The sequence below is a fragment of the Tahibacter sp. genome, assembly GCF_035481375.1.
GTDB lineage: Bacteria > Pseudomonadota > Gammaproteobacteria > Xanthomonadales > Rhodanobacteraceae > Tahibacter.
Genome location: NZ_DATIGT010000005.1, coordinates 1 through 22333 on the forward strand (window position 1 = coordinate 1; position 22333 = coordinate 22333).

Consider the following 22333-nt stretch of genomic DNA (forward strand, 5'->3'; position numbering starts at 1 on the left):
CGCCGGCCAAGGCCGTCGCGTTCGGCGTGCCGCCGGTCGTCGTCGCGCTGCCGTCGCTGACGTTCGCATTCGACGGCGAGACGCTGGACTGCGCGGTCAGCGCGAGCTTCTACGAATTCGGCGCGATGACGCTCGCGATCGCGGTGCCGGTCGGCGAGCGCGCCTGGGACGGACTCGTGCAGCTGAGCCGCGCGGTCGACCGCGAGCTCGGACCGGCGTCGGGCGCGCCGCTCTGGTCGGCGCTCTGCGAGCAGAACGTGCAGCGCTTCGCCTCTGCACTGACGCGGCCGGCGGCCGAGCGGCTGCAGGAGGACTATCTGCTGATCGTCGTGCAGGAGTTCGATCAGGCGCTGACCGCGCGCGAGCTGACGAGCCGGATCGATCTCGCGCCGCTGCTGTCCGGCGAAACGCGCGAGCTGTCCGACGGTGCGCGCACCGATCTGCTGCGGCAGCGCTTTTCCTACTACGCCGACGATCTCGTCGCGCTGACCTGGGACCGCGCGTTCATCGTCGAGCCGCGCGACGAGTCGGATGTCGTCGACGTGATCGAGGTCGCGAACGCGCAGCTGCTCGAACTGCGCTACTACGACGAACTGCTCGACGCCGAGCTGCCGCGGATGTACGACGCGGTCGAGCACGCGCGCCACGCGCGCGGCCTGCTCGCAGCGCGCCATTTCGCGCACCTCGCGCGCCGACTGCACACGCTCGTCGCCGAAGTGACCGAGCTGACCGGAAAGATCGACAACGCGCTGAAGGTCACCGAGGACGTCTATCTCGCGCGCATCTATTCGTCGGCCCTGACCCTGTTCCGCGTGCCGACCGTCGCCGCAGCGGTCGACCGCAAGCTCGCGATCGTGCGCGACACGTACACCGCGCTCTACGACGAAGCGTCGAGCCGCCGCGCCGAACTGCTCGAAGTCGCGATCGTCGTGCTCATCGTCATCGAGATCGTGCTCGGGCTGTTGAAATGGTGAGCCGACGCTGGTTGTGCTGAGCCGCAGGCGAACCGCAACATCGCGGTGATTCCGCAGCAATGAACCCGTAACCGAGGAAACGCTTGCGGCGCCGCCTCAAGACGAAGCACGCGCATCTCCTCCGCCCGACATTCGCCGGAAGCGACGACCTCGATGTTGCGCTTCGCCTTTCGGCTCAGCGCAACCTACGGTTCGGCGAGTTCGTCTTCCTCGTAGATCGCGACGTGCGGCACGCCGTCGGCGCCGATCCAGCCGCGGTACATGCCCTCCGTGTTGAACGGCAGCGCGAAGTTGCCGTCGCTCGTCAGCACGATCGCGCCGCCGTCGCCGCCGGCTTTCGGGATTTCGCGATTGATCACGGCCTCGCCTGCTTCGCGCGCGCTCTGGCCGGCATATTCGACGCGCGCGCAGATGTCGTACGCGGCGACCGCACGGATGTAGAACTCGCCCCAGCCCGTCCCGGACACGGCGCAGCGCGCATTCGCATAGGTGCCCGCGCCGATGATCGGCGAATCGCCGACGCGGCCGTAGCGCTTGTTCGTCATGCCGCCGGTGGAGGTGCCGGCGGCGAGTCGTCCCTTCGCGTCGAGCGCGACGGCGCCGACGGTGCCGAAATGCTTCGCGGTCTCGACGTCGACCTGCGCCTTGCCGTCCTTTTCGGCGCGCAGCGCTTTCTGCAATTGCTTCCAGCGCTTCTCGGTGTGGAAGTACGACGGATCGACGAACGTCATGCCGATGCTCGCCGCGAACGCTTCGGCGCCCGCGCCCGTCATCATCACGTGCGGCGATTTTTCCATGACCGCGCGCGCGAGCGCGATCGGGTTCCTGATGCGCTGCACGCCGGCGATCGCGCCGGCCCGGCGCGTCGCACCGTCCATGATCGCCGCGTCGAGTTCGTTCTTTCCGTCGTGCGTGAACACGGCGCCGCGGCCGGCGTTGAACTCGGGCGCGTCCTCGAGCACGACGATCGCCGCGCTGACTGCATCGAGCGCGGGCTTGCCGGCCGCCAGCGCCGCATGTCCGGCGCGCAGCGCGGCTTCGAGCGCGGCGCGCGCCGACTTTTCCTCGCCGGGCAGCATCGTCGCTCGTTCGACGCCGGCGCCGGCATGTATCACGAGCACGGTCTTCGCCGCGGGCGTCTCGGCCGCGCCGGCGAGCGTCGCGGCCATGAGCAGCGGCGTTGCGGCGAGGCCAGATAGGATATTTGCCATTTGCGCACTCTGATAAATAGAGAAAATGAGATGACAACCGGCGGACAACGCAGCTCGACGGCTGCGCCGTGAAGGAACTCGTTCTCTCGTTCCTTACCCTAGTTCTTCTCCATCCGCCTGATCTTCCCCGCCTCGACGTCATAGACCGCGTGAAACGCCGGCTGCTCGACGCGGAACTGGGGCAGATGCAGCACGCTGCCGGTGCCGAGCCCGACGACGGGCACGGCGCGGAAGCTTAGCGGCTTGCCGGGTGCATAGACATCGGCCGCTCGTAACGGACGGAACAGCCAGACGTGGCCGCCGTTGCCGCTGAACACGCGCGATTCCCCGGTACCCGAAATCGCGAGCGCCGTGTATTCGTCGACGCCGAGTCCGGCGACGTCGGGCTGTCTGCGTTCGTGCGCGAGCTTCGCGAGCCACGCGATCAGGCGTCCCTGCCGCTCGCGCCGGCCGAAGTGGCTGTCGGTGATGACCGCGTCGAGGAACGGCAGGTGCAGGAAATCGCCGGTCAGCGTCGAGGTCGGACCGGCGGGATCGGCGAGCGCGTCGCGCGAGGTCTGGCTGCCGCCGTCGAGCGCGCCGTAGACATGGGCGCCGAGCACGGCGAGTCCGGCGCTCGTACCGGCGAGCGGTCTGCCGGCGCGCACGTGATCGTCGATGGCCTTGGCCAGCGGCGTGTCTTTCCAGTACCGCACGTAGTTGGCCTGGTCGCCGCCGGCCAGGAACAGGCCGTCGGCGCCGCGCACGATCCCGAGCACGCGCGGGTCGCTCGCCGCGCGGCGATCGCTGAACACGAGCGTCTGCGCGGCGGTGATGCCGCCGATGTCGTTGAAGAATTCGTTCTGCGCTTCAACGTCGCCGGACGCGCGCAGGATCACGATGCGGCCGTTGCCGGCGCGTTCGATGAACCAGCGGAAGCCGTCGTAAGGCCAGTCGCCGCCGCCGACGAGCAGCAGGCCGAACGCGGTGGGCCGCGGCCGCGGGGCGGCCGGATCGCCGATCTCGTAGTAGCGATAGCCGGCGTCGGCGGCGGGATTCCCGACAGGCGCGGCCGCCGCGACGGCGGCGAAGGACAGGCCGAGCGCGAGGACAAGGAACACGAAGCGGCGCATCGCGGCTCTCCGGCAGGCGAATGGCGTTGAGGACGAAGCAGCGGCGAATATCCCTACGTCGACCAAGGTCGTGAACCAGGTCCCGCAACGCCTGCGGTGATGAGCTATCGTCGCGCGATGGACAATCCACTCGACGACTGGTTCGTTCGCGAAATCCTCGTGCACGAGGCCGCCCTCGTGCAGTACCTGCGGCGCTGCTGGTCGCAGACCGACGATCTGCATGACCTGCGCCAGGAGGTCTACGTGCGCGTCTACGAGGCCGCCGCCAGATCACTGCCGCAGCAGCCGAAGTCGTTCCTGTTCGCCACGGCGCGGCACCTGATGACCGACCGGCTGCGTCGCGGGCGCATCGTGTCGATCGAGCCGGCGGGTGATTTCGAGTCCTTGAACGTCTTGTTGGTGGACGAGGTTTCGCCCGAGCACCGGCTCGGCGCGCGGCAGATCCTCAAGCATCTCGCCGCCGCGCTCGACCGGTTGCCGGAACGCTGCCGCCAGATCGTCTGGCTGCGCCGCGTCGAAGAACTGCCTCAGAAGACGGTTGCGGCAAAGCTCGGCATCAGCGAGAAGGCCGTCGAAAAACAGATCGCCAAGGGTATGCGCCTGCTGGCCGAGCACTACCACGGCCGATCGCCGGCGCCGAAGTCCGCCGGCCGCGGCGTGAAGCGGCGCGGCGCAGGCCGGTTGGAGTAAGTACGCAAGCAATGAACGCAGACAGCAGACAGATCGAGCACGATGCCGCCGAGTGGCTGGCACGCCGGGACGCCGACGACTGGTCGCCGGCCGACACGGCGGCGCTCGATGCCTGGCTGTCCGCAGCGACGGCGCATCGGGTCGCGTTCCTGCGTCTCGAAGCAGCGTGGAATGAATTCGGACGGCTAAAGGCACTCGGCGCCGGCGTACCGGCCGGCGAACTGCCGCATCGCGGACGCTGGTCGCAGGCGCCGTTCGGGCTGCAGCCGGCCACGGCACACGAAGCGGAGCTCGTGCCGGTGCGCGTGCGCTCACGCCGCGCCTCGGCACGGCGACCTGCGCCGCGCCGCGGCCGCGCATTCGCCGCCGCGCTCCTCGTTGCGCTCGTATCGATCGCGGCGCTGTGGGGCTGGCAGCGCTTCGACCACGTCACGCCCGCGGCCTATCGCACGACGGTCGGCAGCCTGCGCGAGATCGCGCTGGCCGACGGCTCGGCCGCGACGCTGAGCAGCGACAGCGCGATCGACGTCGCGCTGTCACGGCGCGGGCGGAACGTCGATCTGCGCCGCGGCGAAGCCTATTTCGACGTCGCGAAGGATGCGTCGCGTCCGTTCGCGGTACAGGCAGGCTCGCGCCGCATCGTCGCGGTCGGCACGCGCTTCTCGGTGCGCCGCGACGGCGAGGACGTGCGTGTCGTCGTCAGCGAAGGCACGGTGCGGCTCGAATCCGATCCGGGCGACGGCCGCAGTCAGCCGGTGACGCTGTTGCCGGCCGGCAGCAGCGCCGTGGCCACGGCCGGCGGCGTGCTCGTGCGCGCCGGTTCCATCGCGGATGCGGAACGCGCGCTCGACTGGCGTCGCGGCTTCGTCGTGTTTCTCGACACGCCGCTCGCGGTGGCGGTCGCCGAGTTCAATCGCTACAACACGCGGCCGCTCGTGATCGGCGATGCGGGCGCGGCGCAGTTGCGCATCGGCGGCAGCTTCCGCTGGTCCAACGCCGAGGTGTTCGCGAATCTGCTGGAGCAGGCCGTACCCGTGCGCGCGGTGCGCGAAGCGGATCGCATCGTCCTCTACAGCCGGTGATCGCAACGGGCGGGATTCCTCCGCGTCGTTCGTCATGACTCGCGCAGGCGCCGGGGTGCGCCTTTCCAGGGGGACGACGATGCGCAAGACGCTGCGGAAACTTGTACTGGCCTTGGCCTGCAGCGCGGCGCTGTCCGCACAGGCGCAGCTCGAGGCCGAGCCGGTCGACATTCCCGCGGGCGATCTCGTCACCGCGCTCGACGTGCTCGCGCGCCAGTCCGGCGCGCAGTTCGTGTATTCGGCCGACGAACTCAAGGGCCTGCGCACCGACGGCGCGAAAGGCACGATGACGGCCGGCGATGCGCTCGAACGTCTGCTGCGCGGCAGCGGCTACGGCGTCAGGCGCGATGCGTCGGGCGCGATGGTCATCGTGCGTCAGCCGCAGCCCGCGGCGAAGACGCCGCCGGCCGCGGCGACCACGGCCGCCGCCGAACGCCCGGTCATCGAACTCGAGAGCGTGCAGGTCACCGGCTCGCGCATTCCGCGCGCGCAGATCGAAGGGCCGGCGCCGATCAGCGTGATCACGGCGCAGGAAATCAAGGCGAACGGCTTCACGACCGTGCCCGAAGTGCTGCGCGCGATGACGCAGAACGGCGGCGAGACGCAGAGCCAGCAGTCGCCGAGCGGCGCGGACTTCTCGCCGGGGGCGCAGCAGGTCGACCTGCGCGGGCTCGGCCCGAATCACACGCTGGTGCTCGTCAACGGCCGCCGCATCGCCGACTTTCCGATGCCGTTCAAGGGCCGCAGCAACTTTACGGATATTTCCAACATTCCACTCGGCATGGTCGAGCGGATCGAAATCCTGACCGGCAGCGCGTCGGCGATCTACGGCTCGGATGCGATTTCCGGCGTCGTCAACTTCATCCTGAAAAAGCGCGCCGACGGCACAACGATCGACCTGCGCCTCGGCGACACCGAGCGCGGCGGCGGCGAGTCGGCGAATCTCAGCATTTCGGGAGGTTTCGACAACGACCGATTTCGCGCGATCTACGGACTCGAACTGATTTCGCAGCGCCCGCTCTGGGCCTATCAGCGCGACGTGCAGGATTCGACCTTCGACGCGCCGACCGAGCGTTCGCGCGCGCCGCGCCGCGCGTTCCTGCGCACGAACTGGTATGACGAATACCTCGACCCGGGTGCGGCGACCTGCGCCGGGCTGTCGCAGCTCAACGACGGCTCGACGTTCTACGCGTCGCGGCCGGGCTGGGGCATCGACGGCGAGGACGGCTACTACTGCGGCACCGACCGCGCGATCGGCTACGGCACGATGACGAGCCGGCGCAAGGGCGCGAACGGCTACGCGTCGCTCGGCTATTCGTTCGACAACGACGTCGAGTGGTTCGCCGACCTGCAGCTCGGCTATCACGACGTGGCGATGTTTCGCGACGTGACGCAGTGGAGCTACCAGGCGCCCGACGGCAACGAGGAAGGCTACTTCTACAACGACGCCACCGGCGACGTCGAATACTGGCAGCGCCAGTTTTCGCCCGAAGAAATGGGCGGCCTCGAACGCGGCATGATCCGCAACCGGCAGAAGACCTTCAGCCTGAGCACGGGCTTCAACGGACGTCTCGGCGAAGCCTGGGACTGGGAAGCGGCGCTCAGCCATTCGCAGTACCGCTCGACGATCAGCTGGCCGCAGATCGTCGCCGAGCGCGCGAACGCGCTGTTTCTCGGTCCGCAGCTCGGCGTCGACGATGACGGCTTTCCGATCTTCAACGCCGATCCGGCGCGCCTGTACGCGCCGCTGACGCGCGCCGAATACGAGTCGATCGCCGCGCGCACGACCTACACGCCGCAGTCGCGCACCGACACGCTGTCGCTGACGATGACGAATCCGGAACTGTTCGCGCTGCCGGCCGGCGACGCGGGTTTTTCCGGCACGATCGAAGCGGGCAACCAGGCATACGATCTGAATCCCGATCCGCTCGCGACGCAGTATTACTACTACAGCTGGCGCGATTCCGACGGCTCGGGCAGTCGCGACCGCTGGGCCGCCGCCGGCGAACTGCGCCTGCCGCTGCTCGACTCGCTGAATCTCAGCACGGCGGCACGCTACGACCAGTATCGCTACGACGGCCATTCGATCGACAAGCTCACCTGGAGCAGCGGACTCGAATGGCGGCCGCTCGACGCGCTGCTCGTACGCGGTTCCTACGGCACGGCGTTCCGCGCGCCGGATCTGCACTACGTGTTCGCCGGCGAAGGCAACGTCGAATCGTCGGGCGCGGACTACTACCGCTGCCGCACCGAAGAGCCGGAAATCGACGTCACCGACTGTTCCTTCGGCGACGAGGCCGTGATCGTGACGCGCACCGGCAATCGCCGGCTGCAGCCGGAAACGAGCAAAGCGTATACCGCGGGCTTCGTGTTCTCGCCGCTGCCAACGCTCGATTTCTCGCTCGACTATTTCGACATCGATCTGCGCAATCAGGTGCAGGATCTGCGCATCGACGGCGTGCTGCAGGACGAGGCGAGCTGCCGCATCGGCACGCGCGTCGACGGCACGCCGGTCGATCCGTCGTCACCGACCTGCATCGATGCGCTGGCGCGCGTGCGGCGCTCGAACGACGGCGGGCTGTACGGCGTCTCCGTCAATCCGATCAACATCGCGCGCGAGCGCACCAGCGGCCTGGATTTCAGCACGCACTACCGGCTGGAAACCGCGCTCGGCCTGTTCCGCTTCAGCGGCAACTACACCTGGGTGCGGCGTCACGAAAGCCAGCAGTACGACGGCGATCCGGTCGACGACCAGTTCGCCGTCAACAGCGGCTTCGACCTTCCACGCACGAAAGCCAGCGCGAGCATCAGCTGGGAGCGCGACCGCTGGACCGCGACGCTGCACGGCGAGCGCCTGGGCCGCCTGCCGAATTCCGATTCGGTGTCGGAGGTCTATGACCCCGAGGACGGCGGCAGTGCGTGGCTCGGCGCGACCTATCGCTACAACGCATCGCTGCAGTACCGCTTCAGCGAGCGCTCGCAGCTCTCGCTCGCGGTGACGAACCTGTTCGACAAGATGCCGCCGCGCGATCCGACGGCGACGGGCTATCCGTACTACGACATCTCGTGGTTCGACGCGACCGGCCGTCAGTTCTTCGTCCAGTACACGCACAAGTTCGGCGGCAAGCCGCTCTGAGCGGCCGCGGCGATTCAGGTGGCGGGCGGAGCCTCGGCGGCATCGTCCGCGAGCCACGCGGCGATCGCCGCACGCGCCTCGTCGATGCCGATCTTGTCGAGCGAGGAGAACGCCTGGATCGTCGCGCCGGGACACAGCGACGCCATTTCGCGGCGCGTGGCCAGCAGCGTGCGCGCCGCCTCGCCGCGCGAGAGCTTGTCGACCTTGGTCATGAGCACATGGCACGGCAGGCCGATGTCGCGACAGTACTGCAGCATCAGCCGGTCGAAGTCCTTGAGCGGATGGCGGCTGTCCATGATCAGGACCACGCCGCGCAGCGACTGGCGGTCGGTCAGATAGGCATCGATGAGTTCGCGCCAGTGATCGCGCAGCGCAGTCGGCACTTTCGCGTAGCCGTAGCCCGGTAGATCGATCAGGCGCCGGTCGCCGTCGAGCTCGAACACGACGAGCTGCTGCGTGCGTCCGGGCGTCTTGGATGTGCGCGCAAGGCCGACCTGGTCGCAGATGCGGTTCAGGGCGCTCGACTTGCCGGCGTTGGAGCGGCCGGCGAACGCGACTTCGGCGCCGCGATCGGCGGGAAGCTGGCGCAGTTCATGCGCGGCAAGACGAAAGCGCGCGCGGCGGAACAGGGAATCGGACATGCGGTCGGCTCTGGAAACTCGGACGGGAGAACGCGCGGCAGGCGTTTGACCGTCTGGGGGGCGCTGGTACAATTCGGCGGTTTTCTGTCCCCCGCCAGCGTCTGCCCGCCGGGGATGGCCACGTTTCCAGCCTAGTGGAGTCGAGTGTAATGAGTTTTCGGCGCGTAGTTGCTCTGGCGGGCTTGCTCGCAGTGGGTTCGGTCCAGGCGGAAACGGCCGCTTCCCATGCTGTCGTCGGCGATGCCAAGGCCGGCGAGGCGAAGGCCGCCGCCTGCGGCGCCTGCCACGGTCCCGACGGCAACTCGACCGACAAGCAGTACCCGAAGATCGCCGGGCAGCAGGCCGACTACATCGCGCGCCAGCTCGCGCTGTTCAAGTCGACCCAGCGCAACAACGCGATCATGCTCGGCTTCGCCTCGACGCTGACCGAGCAGGACATGCACGATCTCGGCGCCCATTTCGCGACGAAGCAGGCCACCGCCGGCAACGGCGACGAGGCGCTGAAGGCGCGCGGCGAACAGCTCTGGCGCACCGGCGACGTCAAGCGCGGCATTCCGGCCTGCATGTCGTGCCACGGCCCGTCGGGCCGCGGCAATCCGGGTTCGGGTTATCCGCAGATCGCCGGCCAGTGGACCGACTACGTCATCGCCAAGCTCAAGGACTGGCAGAACGGCGCCACCTGGGGCGACGACGACCGCGCCAGGATCATGCCGGACATCGCCAAGCGTCTCACCGAACAGGATGTGGTCGCGGTCGCTTCGTACGCCGAAGGCCTGCATACGGCCAAGCCGGTCACGACCGCCGCCAAGTAAGTGCCGGTCGGCCGGCAGTTGAACGCCGGGCGCGACCCGCGCCGCTCGGCGTGAACTCGCCCCGGTCCGGCGTGTCTGTGCCCCTCGACTGCACCGGTGCCCGCCAAACCCGCGTACGCTCCGGATTTGCAGTGATCGTCGCAGCCGTCAACGGCTGCGGCACAACCAGGAGATCCGGATGTTCCAGCGTTTCGTCCTCGGCCTGGCCGGCCTCGTCGCCGCGGCCAGCGTGTCGGCCCAGAGCGGCCCGTGGCAGGAAGGCAAGCACTACTTCCGCATCGATCCGCCGCAGGCGACCGAGCACGCCGGCAAGGTCGAAGTGACCGAAGTGTTCTCCTACGGCTGCCCGGCCTGCTTCTCCGCCGCGCCGAAGGTCAAGAATCTGAAGGCCAAGCTGCCGCCGAACGCGGTGATGACCTACGTTCCGGCGTCGTGGAACCAGGGCGAGCAGTGGCCGCTGTTCCAGCGCAGCTACTACACGGCACTGGCACTCGGCGTCGCCGACAAGGCGCACGACGACATGTTCACCGAGATCTGGGGCGGCCGTTCGCTCGCCGTCGTCGTCAACGGCAAAATCAAGAACCCGCCGCCGACGATGGAAGACGTCGCGAAGTTCTACGAGAAATACGGCGTGAAGGCCGCCGATTTCACCGCGACCTCGAGTTCGTTCGCGATCAACACGAAGATGAAGAAGGCCGAGGCGTACATCAAGGCGACCCAGGTCGACTCGACGCCGACCTTCATCGTCAACGGCAAGTACCGGCTGAACGGCCAGAGCGCCGGCAGCTGGGAAAATCTCGAAGCCATCATCCTGCATCTGGTCGCGCAGGAATCCGCGGCCGCCAAGTAATTCGACGTTCTGGAGATCACCATGCTCAAGCGACTGATGTTCCTCTTCGCCGGCCTCCTCGCCGTCAGCGCCTGCGGCGCTCAGGACGACAAGGCGGCAGCGCCGAAGACCGACTGGAAGGAAGGCCAGCACTACATCGTGCTCGCCAAGCCGACGCCGCCGGCCAGCGGCAAGGTCGAAGTTACCGAAGTGTTTTCCTACGCGTGCCCGCACTGTGCACATTTCCAGCCGTTCGCGGACCAGCTCAAGGCCAAGCTGCCGGCCGGCGTGACGTTCAATTACATGCCGGTCGTGTTCAACCCGTCGTGGGAACCGCTGGCCCGCGCGTTCTACGCCGCGCAGTCGCTCGGCGTGCTCGACAAGACGCACCAGGCGCTGTTCGACGCGCTGCATCGCGATCACAAGCCGCTGCGCTCGATCGAAGACCTCGCGGGGTTCTACGCCGGCTTCGGCGTCGATCCGAAGAACTTCGTGAGCACGGCGCAGTCGTTCGTCGTCGAAGGCAATCTGAGCCAGGGCCGCGAACGCGCGATGGCCTATCAGATCGAAAGCACGCCGACGCTCGTGATCAACGGCAAGTATCGCCTCGACGCGGCTTCGGCCGGCGGCCAGGGCCAGGCCGTCGAACTCGCGCTGTTCCTGGTCAACAAAGAACTCGCTGCAAAGAAGAAGTAATCAACGTCGAATCGCGCGAGGAACGAACGCCACGCCGCACGTTCCTCGCGCCGATGTTTCGATCTGCCGCGTATCCGACCAAGGTCGCTTGCGGTGGCCGGCGCGACCGGCATAGGCTCGCGCCATGAGTGCCTCGCCCGGCTCCGCCCCCAGCAGCAGCCCCTCGATCGAACGGCTGCGCCTGCTCAGTTGCAACATCGTCGCCGGCGCGAGCGTCGGTCGCTACAGCGACTACGTCATGCGCAGCTGGCTGCCTCATCCGGGCAAGCGCGCGAATCTCGAAGCGCTCGCTCGCTCGATCGAAGATTTCGACGTGGTCGGGCTGCAGGAAGCCGACGCCGGAACGCTGCGCTCGGGCTTCATGAACCAGACTCAGTACGTCGCGGAGACCGCGGGCTTTCCGTACTGGAGTCATCAGCCGAATCGCCGCGTGTCGCGGCTCGCGCAGTCGGCGAACGGCCTGATCAGTCGCATCGAACCGTCCGAAGTCATCGACCATCCGCTGCCCGGCCGCATTCCCGGCCGCGGCGCGCTGCTCGCGCGCTTCGGCAACGGCAGCGACGCGCTGACGGTCGTCATCTCGCACCTGTCGCTCGGCCCCGAAGCCCGCATGCGCCAGCTCGGCTTCATCGCCGAACTGCTGGCCGATGCGCCGCACGCAGTGCTGATGGGCGATCTCAACTGCGCCGCGGACAGCGCGGAATTGCGCGAGCTCTACCGCAAGACCTCGCTCGTGCCGCCGCTCGCGCCGCCGCCGACGTTCCCGAGCTGGCGCCCGCGCCGCGCTATCGACCACATTCTCGTTTCTGAAAGTTTGCAGATCGACAGCTTGTGGACATTGCCGCAAGCATTCTCCGATCACCTGCCGGTCGCCGCGAGCGTGACGCTGCCGACCAGCCTGCAGCAGGAGCTGCGGCGCGCCGCCTGACGCGGCGCGCGATACCTGTTCCGCATGCGCGGCCGTTGCCGAGCCGGCGACGGCCCGCAGGCGCGGACCGCGCCGCCCCCTCTCAGCGACTCGTCAGCTCGTGCACGAGATCGCGGTTGTTGATGCGCAGCCGCACGAGCGCATCGGCCCGCTGCTTCAGCGCTTCGCGCACCGCGACGTCGAGCAGCGCGTACGGATCGACCGCCTTCGCACGCGCTTCCTCGATCGCCTTGCGCTGATCGGCACGCTGCTTCGCGCTCATGCCGCTCTGATGCAGCTGATCGAGCTGCGCGTTGAGCTGGTCGATGTATTCGCCGAGCACGAGGATGTCGCCGAGACGGCGCTTGATGTCGCGGTAGCGGGTCAGCTCGACGTTCAGCGCCTTCGCGACATTGCGCTCGTACTGCCGCGTCAGCACCGGCTGCAGCGCCGCGCTTTCCGAGATTTCGTCGCGCGCTTCGCGCGCGGACTGAAGGCGCTGCTGCGCCTGTCGCAACGCATCGATTTCGAGTTGCAGACCGCGCTGATAGAGGTCGAGATCGGCGACGGCAAGGGCGACCTCGGCGTCGGTTTTTGCGGATGCGGCCGCGGGTGCGGCCGATTGCGCTGGGGCCAGCAGCGGAAACGCACAGGCCAGGGCCAACACAGACAATTGCAGCTTACTCGGTCGCATGACGACCTCCGCACTGCCGGGGGAAACCTTGTGAGCAAATTAGCACAAACCGCAACCATCTCAAGGGCCGTTTGCACTAGCCGGAAGTCATGGTGGCGCGCCGGACAGCGTGCCTGAACGTGACGCACCGGAAGCATTGCCGCGAGTCGCGCACAAAAAAAACCGGGCCGCTTGCGCGGCCCGGCGATTCCCCCACTGTCTCGACGATCGCTTAGAAGCGCACGCCGGCCTGGACGTAGCTGTAGCGGCCCGGCAGGTCATAGGTGCCCGCGTCGTAGCCGTTGAGCGAGCACGAGACGCAGACCGGCGGATCCTTGCCGAAGATGTTGTTCACGCCGGCCGACAGGGTGAAGTCGAAGCTGACCGGCAGCTTCCAGTTCACGCGCAAGTCGTGGAACGTCGTCGCGCCGAGGTGGTTGGTGCCGCCCGACAGATCCGAGTTCGGGTTGCTGCAGACCGCGCCGGCGGCGGTGAGGTCCGGATTGCAGTTTTCGGTCAGGCCCGACAGGTAGCGCGAGGTCCAGCGGGCGCTCCACGATTCCGACGCCCAGCTCAGGCTCGCCGTCGTGCGCCACTTGTTGATCGCGCGGTCGGCGACTTCGATGCCGACGGTCAGCGGCTCGGCGAGGCCCGTGTCGTTCGCGATGGCCGAGTACTTGTCGACATACGTCGTCGACACCGACGCGCCGAGCGTGCCCCAGCCCCAGTCCGGGCTCATCCAGTTCAGGCCGATGTCATAGCCCTGCGTGTCGATCGTGCCGAGGTTGGTCAGCGTGTTGTTGAAGCTGATGATGTCGCCGGAGATGCCGCGCACGATGCCGGTGCAGAACGTCGGCGAGTTCGTCGCGACGCAGCGGTCGAGCTGGGTCTGCGCGTCCGGTGCCTGGATCGCGTCTTCGACCTTGATCTTCCAGAACGTCAGGTCGAAGTCGAGCTTCTGCGACCAGCCGGTGTTCTCGGCCCAGCTCGGGCTGTACACGACGCCGGCGGTGATCGACTTCGAGGTTTCCGGCGTCAGGTTGATGTTGCCGCCGGTACGCGTGGAGATCTGCGTGTTGGCCTGCTCGAACGTCGCCGGATTCGGCACGCCCTGCGCGATGCAGTTCGTCGCGGCCTGGCCGGTCGCGCCGTTGCAGGGATCGGAAATCGTCGCGTCGAAGCGCGCGGGCGAGCCGTAGAGTTCGCCGATCGACGGCGCACGGAAGCCTTCGGCCCAGGTGCCGCGCAGGGTCAGATCGTCGGTCGGCTGCCAGCGCAGGCCGACCTTGTTGTTCGTCGTGCCGCCGAACGTCGAGTAGTCGGAGTAGCGCGAAGCGACCGACAGATCGAGGCTCTTCGCGCCCGCGACGTCCTTGAGCAGCGGCGCATTGAGTTCGAGGTAATACTCGTTGACGTCGTACTGGCCGCGCGTCGGCAGCGAGGGCACGCCGTTGCCTTCGCCGGCGACGACGATCGCGTCCGGCGTGTAATAGCCTTCCTGTTCGCGGTGCTCGTAACCCGCCGCGAAAGCGAGCGAGCCGGCCGGCATTTCGACGATGTCGCCGGAGATGTTGGCCGACCAGAGTTCGAGCGAGTTCTCGCTGCGGTCCTGCTCGATGAAGCTGATGTAGTTCAGCATTTCCGGCGTGATCGAGCCCGGGCCGCCGAAGATGTTCAGCGGCACGCAGGGCGCGGTGCATTCGGCAACCGGACCGAGCGCGCGGCGGATGTGGGCGATGTTGTAGGTGCCCTGGACCGTCTGCGTCGCCTTGTTGTCGCTGTTGACGTAGTTGATGTCCCAGTAGAAGTCGCGGTCGGCGGTGCCGAAACTGCCTTCGAGGCCGGTCGCGAAGTAACGCGTGTCGACGTCCTGCGTGAAGATGCGCGGACCGCCTTCGACCGGACGACGGCCGAGACCGATCAGATTGCTGCCCGGATCCAGCGTGAAGCCGAACGGGTTGTACGGGTTGGTCGCGTCGACGCCGGTGACGAGGCCGAGGTCGCTGGTGTTGAGCGCCGAGCCCAGGCCGATCGGTTCCGGTGCCGCCTGGTTGACCGACTCGCGCTTGGTGTAGCTGCCCTTGAGATAGAAGCTGACGTTGTCGCTGATCTTGTAGCGCGCCTGGCCGAACAGGCCGTCGCGCGTGCTCGGCGTCAGCAGCAGGTTGTACGGCGCGAAGTTGAAGCGGTCGGCATTCGTGAAGCGGTGGAAGCCGCCCGGGAATGGCTGCACGCCGTTCGTCGTGCCGTTCGCGGCGATGTTGCAGACGCCGCCCGGGCACAGACCGCCGTAGGTTTCGCCGTTCGGCGTCGTGAAGATCGTGCGCGTATACGGAATGTACGAGCTGCCGCCGGCAAGCCCCGCGCCCGGCGTCGGGAACGAGGACTGGTCCCAGACGGACGAGCTGATCGACTTCTGCTCGTAGTGGCTGATGTCGAGGAAGAAGTCGAGGCGATCGGTGCTGCCGCCGAGCGACAGGTTGCCGGTCGTGGTTTCGCCGCCGTCCTTGGAATAGTCGCCATAGGAAATATTGGCGCCGAGACCTTCGGACTTGCGCTTGGTGATGATGTTGATGACGCCCGAGATCGCGTCCGAGCCGTACAGCGACGAGGCGCCGTCGGTCAGGATCTCGATGCGCTCCACGGCGCTGGCCGGAATCGTGTTGAGGTCGACCGCGGCGGAAACGCCGGAACCCGAGGATTCATTGACCCAGCGCAGGCCGTCGACGAGGACCAGGGTGCGCTTCGCGCCGATGTTGCGCAGCGAGATCGTCGTCGAACCCGAACCGACGCCGCCGCCGTCCGCCGGGAAACCGAAGTTGCCGGCCGAGTTGAATTTGGTATTGAGCGAGGAACCGCTGACCGAAAGGCGCTGGATCACGTCGCCGATGGAGCCGAGGCCGGTCGCTTCGATGTCGCGCGCCGTGATCGTGACCACCGGCGTCTGGCCTTCGAGTTCGGCCTTCTTGATGCGCGAACCCGTCACTTCGACGGCTTCGAGTTTGGTGGTGTCGTCGCCGGAGCGATCGCCCTGGGCGAGTACCGGCTGAGCGGCGCCGGCCAGCAGGGCCACGGTGAGGACATGAATGCTCAGGGCGAGCTTGTGACGGTGCAGCACTTTCATCGGTAACTCCCGTTATGGTCCCGAAAACCGGTTGGATTCACCGGTTGGCGCGCGCCAAAGCCCCCACGGCGCATGCAGCGCCCGCTCCGACTTCGCCATCCCGATTGCCGCTGCCGACGCCGTCCCCCCTGACGGCCCGACCGGAGCGTGAGGCTCCAGGGCATCTCCACGTTACGGTTACCCGCACGCGGAGTTACGGGAATGTAAAACACTTTGTCCGGACTTGACTAGACCGGCCTCCGGACGGGCTCGACGGGAGGTTTGCCGCCTGCGCCGGACAGACTCAACCGCTGAATGCGACGACGAGTCCCATCGCAACGAGGAACGCGGCGAAAACCTGCTTGAGCGCCGCGCCGGACAACGCATGCGCGAGCCGCACGCCCTGGGGCGCAACGACGATCGACGCGAGCGCGATGCCGGCAACAGCCGGCAGATAGACGAAGCCGAGGCTTCCGGGCGGCAGGTCGCTTGCGACCGCATGGCCGCCATGGACGAAGCCGAGCGCGCTTGCGACGGCGATCGCGAAACCACAGGCCGCCGAGGTGCCGACTGCACGCACGGGCGCAACGCCGAGCCAGACCAGCAGCGGCACCGTCATGCTGCCGCCGCCGATGCCGACCAGCGCCGCAACGATGCCGATGACGACGCCGGCGGCGAACAGCAGCGGGCCGGTCGGCGGCGCGTCGGTCTCGGCGCGGCCCGGCTTCACCTGCCCGTAGCGCAATTGGGCGGCGGCGATCAGGCAGTAGCCGGCGACGAACCAGCGCAGCGCGTCGCTCGGCAGATGACTCGCGATCTGCGCGCCGCCGAGTCCGCCGACGACGAGTCCCGGCGCGAGCGCCTTCACGCTCGGCCACAGCACGCTGCCGCGCTTCCAATGCGAGCGCGTCGACGAAACCGAGGTGAGGATGATGCTGGCCAGCGACGTCGCGAGCGCGACGTGCATGACGTGATCGGCCGGGAACCCGCGCAACGGCAGCAGCCAGGCCAGCGCGGCGACGATGATGAGTCCGCCGCCGACGCCGAGCAGTCCCGCGAGCAGTCCCGCCGCCGCGCCGACGGCGAGATAGAGCGCGATGTCGAGAATCATGCGAGTCCTTGTCGGGCGATAGGCGCAGCCGCGGCGCGAAAATGGAAAAAACGCGGGAAAAACCGGTAAAAATGCCGAAATACTGTTGGTAGTTCGGCGCCGGGACACTAAGATTCGGCGCATGTCCCGCGCAAGTCCGTCTCCGCATTTTCGTCGCCGACTTTGGTCGTGCTGGGTGTTGTGTTTTGCTGCTTCGCTGCCCGCCGTCGCCGCCGACCGCGCGGCCGAACGTCAGGCGTTCCGTCGCGCGCTCGATGCGATCGAACGCCAGCGCGACTGGAAGGCCGAAGCCGCGCAGCTCGTCGACTATCCCTTGTTGCCCGTGCTGCAGGCACGCGAACTCGCGGCGCAGCTCGACAAGGTGAAACCCGAGACGCTGCAGGCGTTCGTGTCGCAGTGGCCCGACGCGCTGCCGGCGGTCGAGCTGCGCAAGGCGTGGCTGCTCGATCGCGCCGCGAAGAAGCAGTGGACCGACTTCTTGGCCGTCTACGTCGAAGGCAGCGATCGCGAGCTGCGCTGTCATGCGCTGGACGCGAAGCTGGCCGGCGGCGGCACGATCAACTGGCAGGAAGATCTCGAAGCGCTCTGGAACGAGGACCGGCCGCTGCCGGGATCCTGCGAACCGGTGCTCGACTGGGCGCAACAGAACAAGCTGCTCGACACGGCCAAGCTCTGGCAGCGCATCGACCGCGGCGTGACGATCGGCAAGGCCGCGATCGTCGACGCGCTCGCGCCGCGACTTCCCGCTGGCGAGAAAGCCGCCGCCAACCGGCTCGGCGCCGCACTGCGCGACCCGGCCGCGGCGCTCAAGCAAGCCAAGAGCTGGCCCGACGATGCGCGTAGCCGCCGTGCGGCGGTCATCGCGCTGACGCGCCAGGCGCGGCGCGATTCCGCCGGCGCCGAAGCGAACCAGACCGCGCTCGCGAAGCATTTTCGCTGGACCGCTGCCGAACGCGGCGAAATTGCCGCGGCCTTCGCGCTGTACCGCGCGACCGAGTTCGATGCCGATGCGCTGAAGCGGCTCGCCGATCTGCCGGTCGCGGCGCAGACCGACGCGACGCGCGAGTGGCGCGTCCGCGTCGCGCTGGCGGCTTCGGACTGGACCGCGGCGCTGCAGGCGCTCGATGCGCTGGGCGACGAGCAGAAGAAATCGGAAGAATGGCGCTATCTGCGCGCGCGCGTGCTGCGCAAGCTCGACCGCGCCGCGGAGGCCGATCCGCTGCTGGCAACGCTCGCCGGCGAAGCGAACTTCTACGGCTTTCTCGCCGCCGACTGGACCGACAAGCCGTACGCGATCTGTGCGATGAACCTCGCCGCCGATCGCGCCGCGGAACAGCGGCTGCTCGGCGACTACGGTCTCGCGCGTGCGTTCGAATGGCGCGCGCTCGGCGAAGGCCGCGAGGCGCGGCGCGAATGGGACTACACGCTCGGCCGGCTTGCACCGGAACAGCGCCGGCTCGCCGCCGACCTCGCCTATCGCGAAGGCTGGTACGACCGCGCCGTGTTCGCGCTGAACAAGGGCGAGGAACTGCGCTATTACGAGCAGCGCTTTCCGCTGGCGCGCGAACCGCAGATTCGCCGCGCGTCACACGACACCGGGCTCGATCCGGCCTGGACCTACGCGATCATCCGTGCAGAAAGCGCCTGGGTCGAGGACGCGCGGTCGAGCGCCGACGCGTACGGCCTCATGCAGCTGTTGCCGTCGACCGCAGCGCGCGTCGCGAAGGGTGCGGGCATCGCCTACAGCCGCGCCGAGGATCTCTATCACGGCGACACGAACATCGCCCTGGGCACGCGATACCTCTCCCAGATGGCCGACCGCTACAACGGCGCGCCGTGGCTCGCGAGCGCGGCCTACAACGCCGGCCCCGGCGCGGTCGAACGCTGGCTGGGTCAGCGCGGACAGCTCGAGCCCGACTTCTTCATCGCGAGCATCCCGTACAAGGAGACGCGCGAATACGTCGCGCGCGTGCTCGCGTTCTCCGTGATCTATGACTGGCGCTTGAACGGCAAGGCGCTCGCCGTGGCCGCACGGCTGCCGCGCTACGGCCAGGACTACGCCGCGCCGGGCCGCGACGCGCCACGCAAGGCCATCGTCTGCCCGACGGCGACCGCGGCCAAGGCGGCCGACACCGCACAGACGGTATCGGCGCCCGCTGCGCCGGGCGCCTGAGCCGGGTTCGCTCCTACTGACCGACGACCTGCGGCCGCATCGGTCCGAACAGCGCGAGCACTTCCTGCTGGAGCTCCGGGCTGACCTTGACCTCGGTCATGGCCGCGATGAGGTCTTCGACGAACGCGTCGAAGTCCTTGTCGGTCAGGTTCATGCCCGAATGCGATTCCTCCATGCTGCGGCCGGTATAGGTGCACGGACCGCCGGTCGCCGCACAGATCTGCTCGATCAGCAGGCGCCGCAGATCGGCGAGATCGGAATTCTCGAAGAAGATGTTGATGCGGAGGTCGCCATGGACGTGCCGCAGCGAGGCGTCGACGACGGCCTCGACCCCGGGCGCACCGCCGAGACGCTGATACAAAGTGTCGTTCTTCACTACTGACTTTTGCGGCGCCGACGCGCAGGCGCCGAGCAGTACCGCGAGCAGACCGGGCAGCAGCATCTTCATGGCGACATCCCGCTGAGGTGGACTTACCGACGACCGGAGTGTAGGCCGCCCCCTTTCACCGACCAAGCCGTATACGTGCGCGCGAGGCGCGCGGATGCACTGCTCGCGCGGCGCGCTGCTAAGCTCGACGATCCGGAGCGAAGGAGAGGCCGAATCATGGAGATCTATCTCGTCGGCGGCGCGGTGCGCGATCGCCTGCTCGGCCGCCTCGCGAGCGACCGCGACTATGTCGTCGTCGGCGCGACGCCGGAGGAGATGACGGCGCGCGGATTCAAGCCGGTCGGCAAGGATTTCCCGGTATTCCTGCATCCGCAGACCGGCGAGGAATACGCGCTGGCGCGCACCGAGCGAAAGAGCGGCCGCGGCTATGCCGGCTTCACCTTCGACACGAGCGCAGCGGTCACGCTGGAGGACGACCTGCGCCGGCGCGACCTGACGATCAACGCGATGGCCGAAAATGAAAGCGGCAGGCTCGTCGATCCGTTCGACGGCGCGCGGGACCTGGAAGCTCGCGTGCTGCGACACGTCTCGGAGGCCTTCGTCGAGGACCCGGTACGCCTGCTTCGCGTCGCCCGCTTCGCCGCGCGCTATGCGCCGCTGGGATTCACGCTCGCGCCGGAAACCCAGGCGCTGCTGCGCGCGATGGTCGACAACGGCGAAGTCGATCACCTCGTGCCGGAGCGCGTCTGGGCCGAGCTGCGCCGCGCGCTGACCGAACCGCAGCCGTCGGCGTTTCTTCGAATACTGCGCGAGTGCGGCGCGCTGGCCCGTCTGTTTCCCGAGATCGACGCCCTGTACGGCGTGCCGCAGCGTGCCGAATACCATCCGGAAGTCGACACCGGCGTGCATACCGAGATGGTCGTCGACATGGCCGCACGGCTCGCCCCCGGCGACGCGCTGATCGGCTGGTGCGCGCTGGTTCACGATCTCGGCAAGGCGCTGACGCCGGCCGATCAGCTGCCGCGTCATGTCGGCCACGAATCCGGCGGTGTGGAGCCGATCCGGCAGCTCGCGGCGCGCTACCGGCCGCCGACGGAATATGTCGAGCTGGCCGTGCTCTGCTGCCGGCAGCATCTGAACGCGCATCGCGCCTTCGAACTGCGCCCGGCCACGGTGGTCGAGCTGTTCGAATCGCTCGACGGATTTCGCAAGAAGGACCGGGTCGAGCAGTTCCTGCTCGTCTGCACGGCGGACAAGCGCGGCCGGCTCGGCCTGAACGACGCGCCGTATCCGCAGGCCGACTGGTTGCGCAAGGCATTTGCCGCCGCCGCGGCGATCGAGGCGAAACCGTTCGTCGAGCGCGGCATTGCCGGACCGGCGATCGGCGAGGCCGTGCGACGTGCGCGCATCGCCGCCGTTGCGGCGCTCAAGCCGCCGGACGAATCTCGAACCGGCTGAGCAGGCTGCCGAGCCACGTGCGCGCCAGCAGCAGGCCGAGCATGACGCCCGCACCGTCGGCGACGAGGTCCCAGATGTCGGCAGCGCGGTAAGGCACGAGCGCCTGCAGCAGCTCGATGGTGAGTCCGAAACCGATCAGGCCGCACGCGCAACGCAGTCGTTCGCGACGACCCGCATAGACCTGCGCGTACCAGAGCATCAGAAACGCGAAAGCGCCCGCGTGCAGCAGCTTGTCGCCGTAGTCGATGCGTCCGAGACCTTGCGGCGCCGGCAGCAGTGCGGCGGCGAGTGCGAGCAGCAGCAGCGCATGACCGCCGATGCGCCAGAGACGCGCGTAGCGCAGAGGTCGCGGATTCCCGTTCATGTCGGATTCGCCCGGAGAAGATGCCGTCGACGATGGCCTTCCATGCTGGCCCGATCGCGGCCGCAATCGGGCGAACCGCGGGCAACCGCCGCGGCCGACACGGCGCTCAGCGCTCGAACGCCATGACCTTGAACGTCTCGCCCATTTCTGCCGGCAGCGTCAACCGTTTGACCTCCTGCGAAAGCCGATAGCGCGCGGCCTCGTCGGTGCTCGACGCGTAGGCATCGGCGAAGACCGCGTCGAGACCGTTGGCCATGAGGAATTCGGCCTGCGTGCCGAGCCCCGCCAGCCGGAATCCTGCGCCCCTGCCGGCTTCGGCGAGCGCGCTGAAATCGACGAACGCGGTCAGGTCCTGCAGACCGACGCGCGACAGCACATCCGAGTGCGCGCGATGACGGTACATCGCGATCAGCGTGCCGTCGCGACGATCGCTGCGGTAGTACTCGCGCCGCGCGTAGCCGTAGTCGACGAACAGCGCCATGCCGCGCCGCAGACCGCCGCAGACGGCCTGTATCCAGTACGGCAGCTGCGGCAGCACTTCGGATCGGTAACCGTCGGAGAAGCCGTGCCCCAGATCGCGCTCGATGTGACGCACGGCGTTGGCCGTGAACCCGTCGGCCGGAAGGTCGATGCTCGCAAATCCGCCGTCGCCGGCATCGACGATGTGTTCCTCGAACACTTCGCCACCGCGCACGCTGAAGCGCGTCGCGGGCAGCGCGTCGAGCACTTCATTGGCGAACAGCACGCCCTGCCAGTCGTCCTCGGGCGGGCGGTCGATCCAGATCGCGCGCGAAGCGAGTTCGGCGGGCAAGTGCTGCAGATGTTCGCGTTGACGTTCGCGCAGATCGGCGCTCGGTTCGAGCATCGCATAGCGCGCGGGCAGCGCGTCCAATGCGGCGAGTTCGCGCAGACAGTCGGCTGCGAACGCACCGCTGCCGCCGCCGAGTTCGAGCATCTGCGCCGACGACCCGAC

General features: G+C 68.0%; 19 protein-coding genes. 10 read left to right on the top strand and 9 right to left on the bottom strand.

The window, feature by feature from the left end; genetic code table 11:
* The coding region (locus tag VLF18_RS00135) for a hypothetical protein (RefSeq protein ID WP_325277579.1) at positions 1-974 on the top strand (974 nt) is incomplete at its 5' end.
* A 185-nt stretch (positions 975-1159) separates the two neighbouring features.
* Here VLF18_RS00135 and VLF18_RS00140 read toward each other — a convergent pair.
* Both VLF18_RS00140 and VLF18_RS00145 read right to left on the bottom strand, forming a co-directional pair.
* Positions 1160-2185 (bottom strand): isoaspartyl peptidase/L-asparaginase family protein, encoded by a 1026-nt coding sequence (locus tag VLF18_RS00140; RefSeq protein ID WP_414717163.1) that lies wholly within the window; start codon positions 2183-2185, stop codon positions 1160-1162.
* A 98-nt stretch (positions 2186-2283) separates the two neighbouring features.
* Positions 2284-3297 (bottom strand): cyanophycinase, encoded by a 1014-nt coding sequence (locus VLF18_RS00145; protein WP_325277580.1) that lies wholly within the window; start codon positions 3295-3297, stop codon positions 2284-2286.
* A 99-nt stretch (positions 3298-3396) separates the two neighbouring features.
* Here VLF18_RS00145 and VLF18_RS00150 point away from each other — a divergent pair, with 99 nt between their 5' ends.
* The 3 genes from VLF18_RS00150 to VLF18_RS00160 all read left to right on the top strand — a co-directional run bounded on the left by VLF18_RS00150 (position 3397) and on the right by VLF18_RS00160 (position 8205).
* Positions 3397-3987, top strand: coding sequence for a sigma-70 family RNA polymerase sigma factor (locus VLF18_RS00150; RefSeq protein ID WP_325277581.1), 591 nt, complete (start codon positions 3397-3399; stop codon positions 3985-3987).
* Between the two features lie 11 nt (positions 3988-3998).
* Positions 3999-5069 carry a FecR family protein gene (locus VLF18_RS00155; RefSeq protein ID WP_325277582.1) on the top strand — a complete coding sequence of 357 codons (1071 nt, stop codon included), beginning with the start codon at positions 3999-4001 and terminating at the stop codon, positions 5067-5069.
* A 361-nt stretch (positions 5070-5430) separates the two neighbouring features.
* A complete protein-coding gene (locus VLF18_RS00160) occupies positions 5431-8205 on the top strand; it encodes a TonB-dependent receptor plug domain-containing protein (RefSeq protein WP_414717164.1) in 2775 nt (924 codons plus the stop codon).
* 14 nt (positions 8206-8219) lie between these two features.
* On the opposite strand, the gene yihA is transcribed toward VLF18_RS00160, so the two are convergent.
* Positions 8220-8846: a ribosome biogenesis GTP-binding protein YihA/YsxC gene (gene yihA, locus VLF18_RS00165; protein WP_325277584.1), complete on the bottom strand. Its 627-nt coding sequence runs from the start codon at positions 8844-8846 to the stop codon at positions 8220-8222.
* Between the two features lie 149 nt (positions 8847-8995).
* Between yihA and VLF18_RS00170 the strand changes: the two genes are divergently transcribed.
* From VLF18_RS00170 to VLF18_RS00185, 4 genes are all read left to right on the top strand, one after another.
* Positions 8996-9658 carry a c-type cytochrome gene (locus VLF18_RS00170; protein ID WP_325277585.1) on the top strand — a complete coding sequence of 221 codons (663 nt, stop codon included), beginning with the start codon at positions 8996-8998 and terminating at the stop codon, positions 9656-9658.
* Between the two features lie 178 nt (positions 9659-9836).
* Positions 9837-10508, top strand: coding sequence for a thiol:disulfide interchange protein DsbA/DsbL (locus VLF18_RS00175; RefSeq protein WP_325277586.1), 672 nt, complete (start codon positions 9837-9839; stop codon positions 10506-10508).
* A 21-nt stretch (positions 10509-10529) separates the two neighbouring features.
* Entirely contained in the window at positions 10530-11183 is a 654-nt protein-coding gene (locus VLF18_RS00180) for a thiol:disulfide interchange protein DsbA/DsbL (protein WP_325277587.1), read from the top strand.
* Between the two features lie 124 nt (positions 11184-11307).
* Positions 11308-12111 (top strand): endonuclease/exonuclease/phosphatase family protein, encoded by an 804-nt coding sequence (locus tag VLF18_RS00185; RefSeq protein WP_325277588.1) that lies wholly within the window; start codon positions 11308-11310, stop codon positions 12109-12111.
* An 82-nt stretch (positions 12112-12193) separates the two neighbouring features.
* Here the strand turns inward: VLF18_RS00185 and VLF18_RS00190 are convergent, their stop codons facing one another.
* The 3 genes from VLF18_RS00190 to VLF18_RS00200 all read right to left on the bottom strand — a co-directional run bounded on the left by VLF18_RS00190 (position 12194) and on the right by VLF18_RS00200 (position 16977).
* On the bottom strand, positions 12194-12784 hold the full coding sequence (locus tag VLF18_RS00190; RefSeq protein ID WP_325277589.1) for a hypothetical protein: 591 nt from the start codon (positions 12782-12784) through the stop codon (positions 12194-12196).
* Positions 12785-12995: 211 nt separating this feature from the next.
* Positions 12996-15887 carry a TonB-dependent receptor domain-containing protein gene (locus tag VLF18_RS00195; RefSeq protein ID WP_325277590.1) on the bottom strand — a complete coding sequence of 964 codons (2892 nt, stop codon included), beginning with the start codon at positions 15885-15887 and terminating at the stop codon, positions 12996-12998.
* A gap of 283 nt (positions 15888-16170) precedes the next feature.
* Positions 16171-16977, bottom strand: coding sequence for a sulfite exporter TauE/SafE family protein (locus tag VLF18_RS00200; protein WP_325277591.1), 807 nt, complete (start codon positions 16975-16977; stop codon positions 16171-16173).
* 175 nt (positions 16978-17152) lie between these two features.
* Here VLF18_RS00200 and VLF18_RS00205 point away from each other — a divergent pair, with 175 nt between their 5' ends.
* Positions 17153-19150: a transglycosylase SLT domain-containing protein gene (locus VLF18_RS00205; RefSeq protein ID WP_325277592.1), complete on the top strand. Its 1998-nt coding sequence runs from the start codon at positions 17153-17155 to the stop codon at positions 19148-19150.
* A 13-nt stretch (positions 19151-19163) separates the two neighbouring features.
* On the opposite strand, the gene VLF18_RS00210 is transcribed toward VLF18_RS00205, so the two are convergent.
* Positions 19164-19598 carry a group 1 truncated hemoglobin gene (locus VLF18_RS00210; protein WP_325277593.1) on the bottom strand — a complete coding sequence of 145 codons (435 nt, stop codon included), beginning with the start codon at positions 19596-19598 and terminating at the stop codon, positions 19164-19166.
* Positions 19599-19754: 156 nt separating this feature from the next.
* Here VLF18_RS00210 and VLF18_RS00215 point away from each other — a divergent pair, with 156 nt between their 5' ends.
* Positions 19755-20996: a multifunctional CCA addition/repair protein gene (locus VLF18_RS00215; RefSeq protein ID WP_325277594.1), complete on the top strand. Its 1242-nt coding sequence runs from the start codon at positions 19755-19757 to the stop codon at positions 20994-20996.
* Here the strand turns inward: VLF18_RS00215 and VLF18_RS00220 are convergent.
* Positions 20965-21360: a VanZ family protein gene (locus VLF18_RS00220; RefSeq protein ID WP_325277595.1), complete on the bottom strand. Its 396-nt coding sequence runs from the start codon at positions 21358-21360 to the stop codon at positions 20965-20967. The genes VLF18_RS00215 and VLF18_RS00220 overlap by 32 nt on opposite strands.
* A gap of 106 nt (positions 21361-21466) precedes the next feature.
* On the bottom strand, positions 21467-22333 hold an 867-nt coding region (locus tag VLF18_RS00225), incomplete at its 5' end, for a class I SAM-dependent methyltransferase (RefSeq protein WP_325277596.1).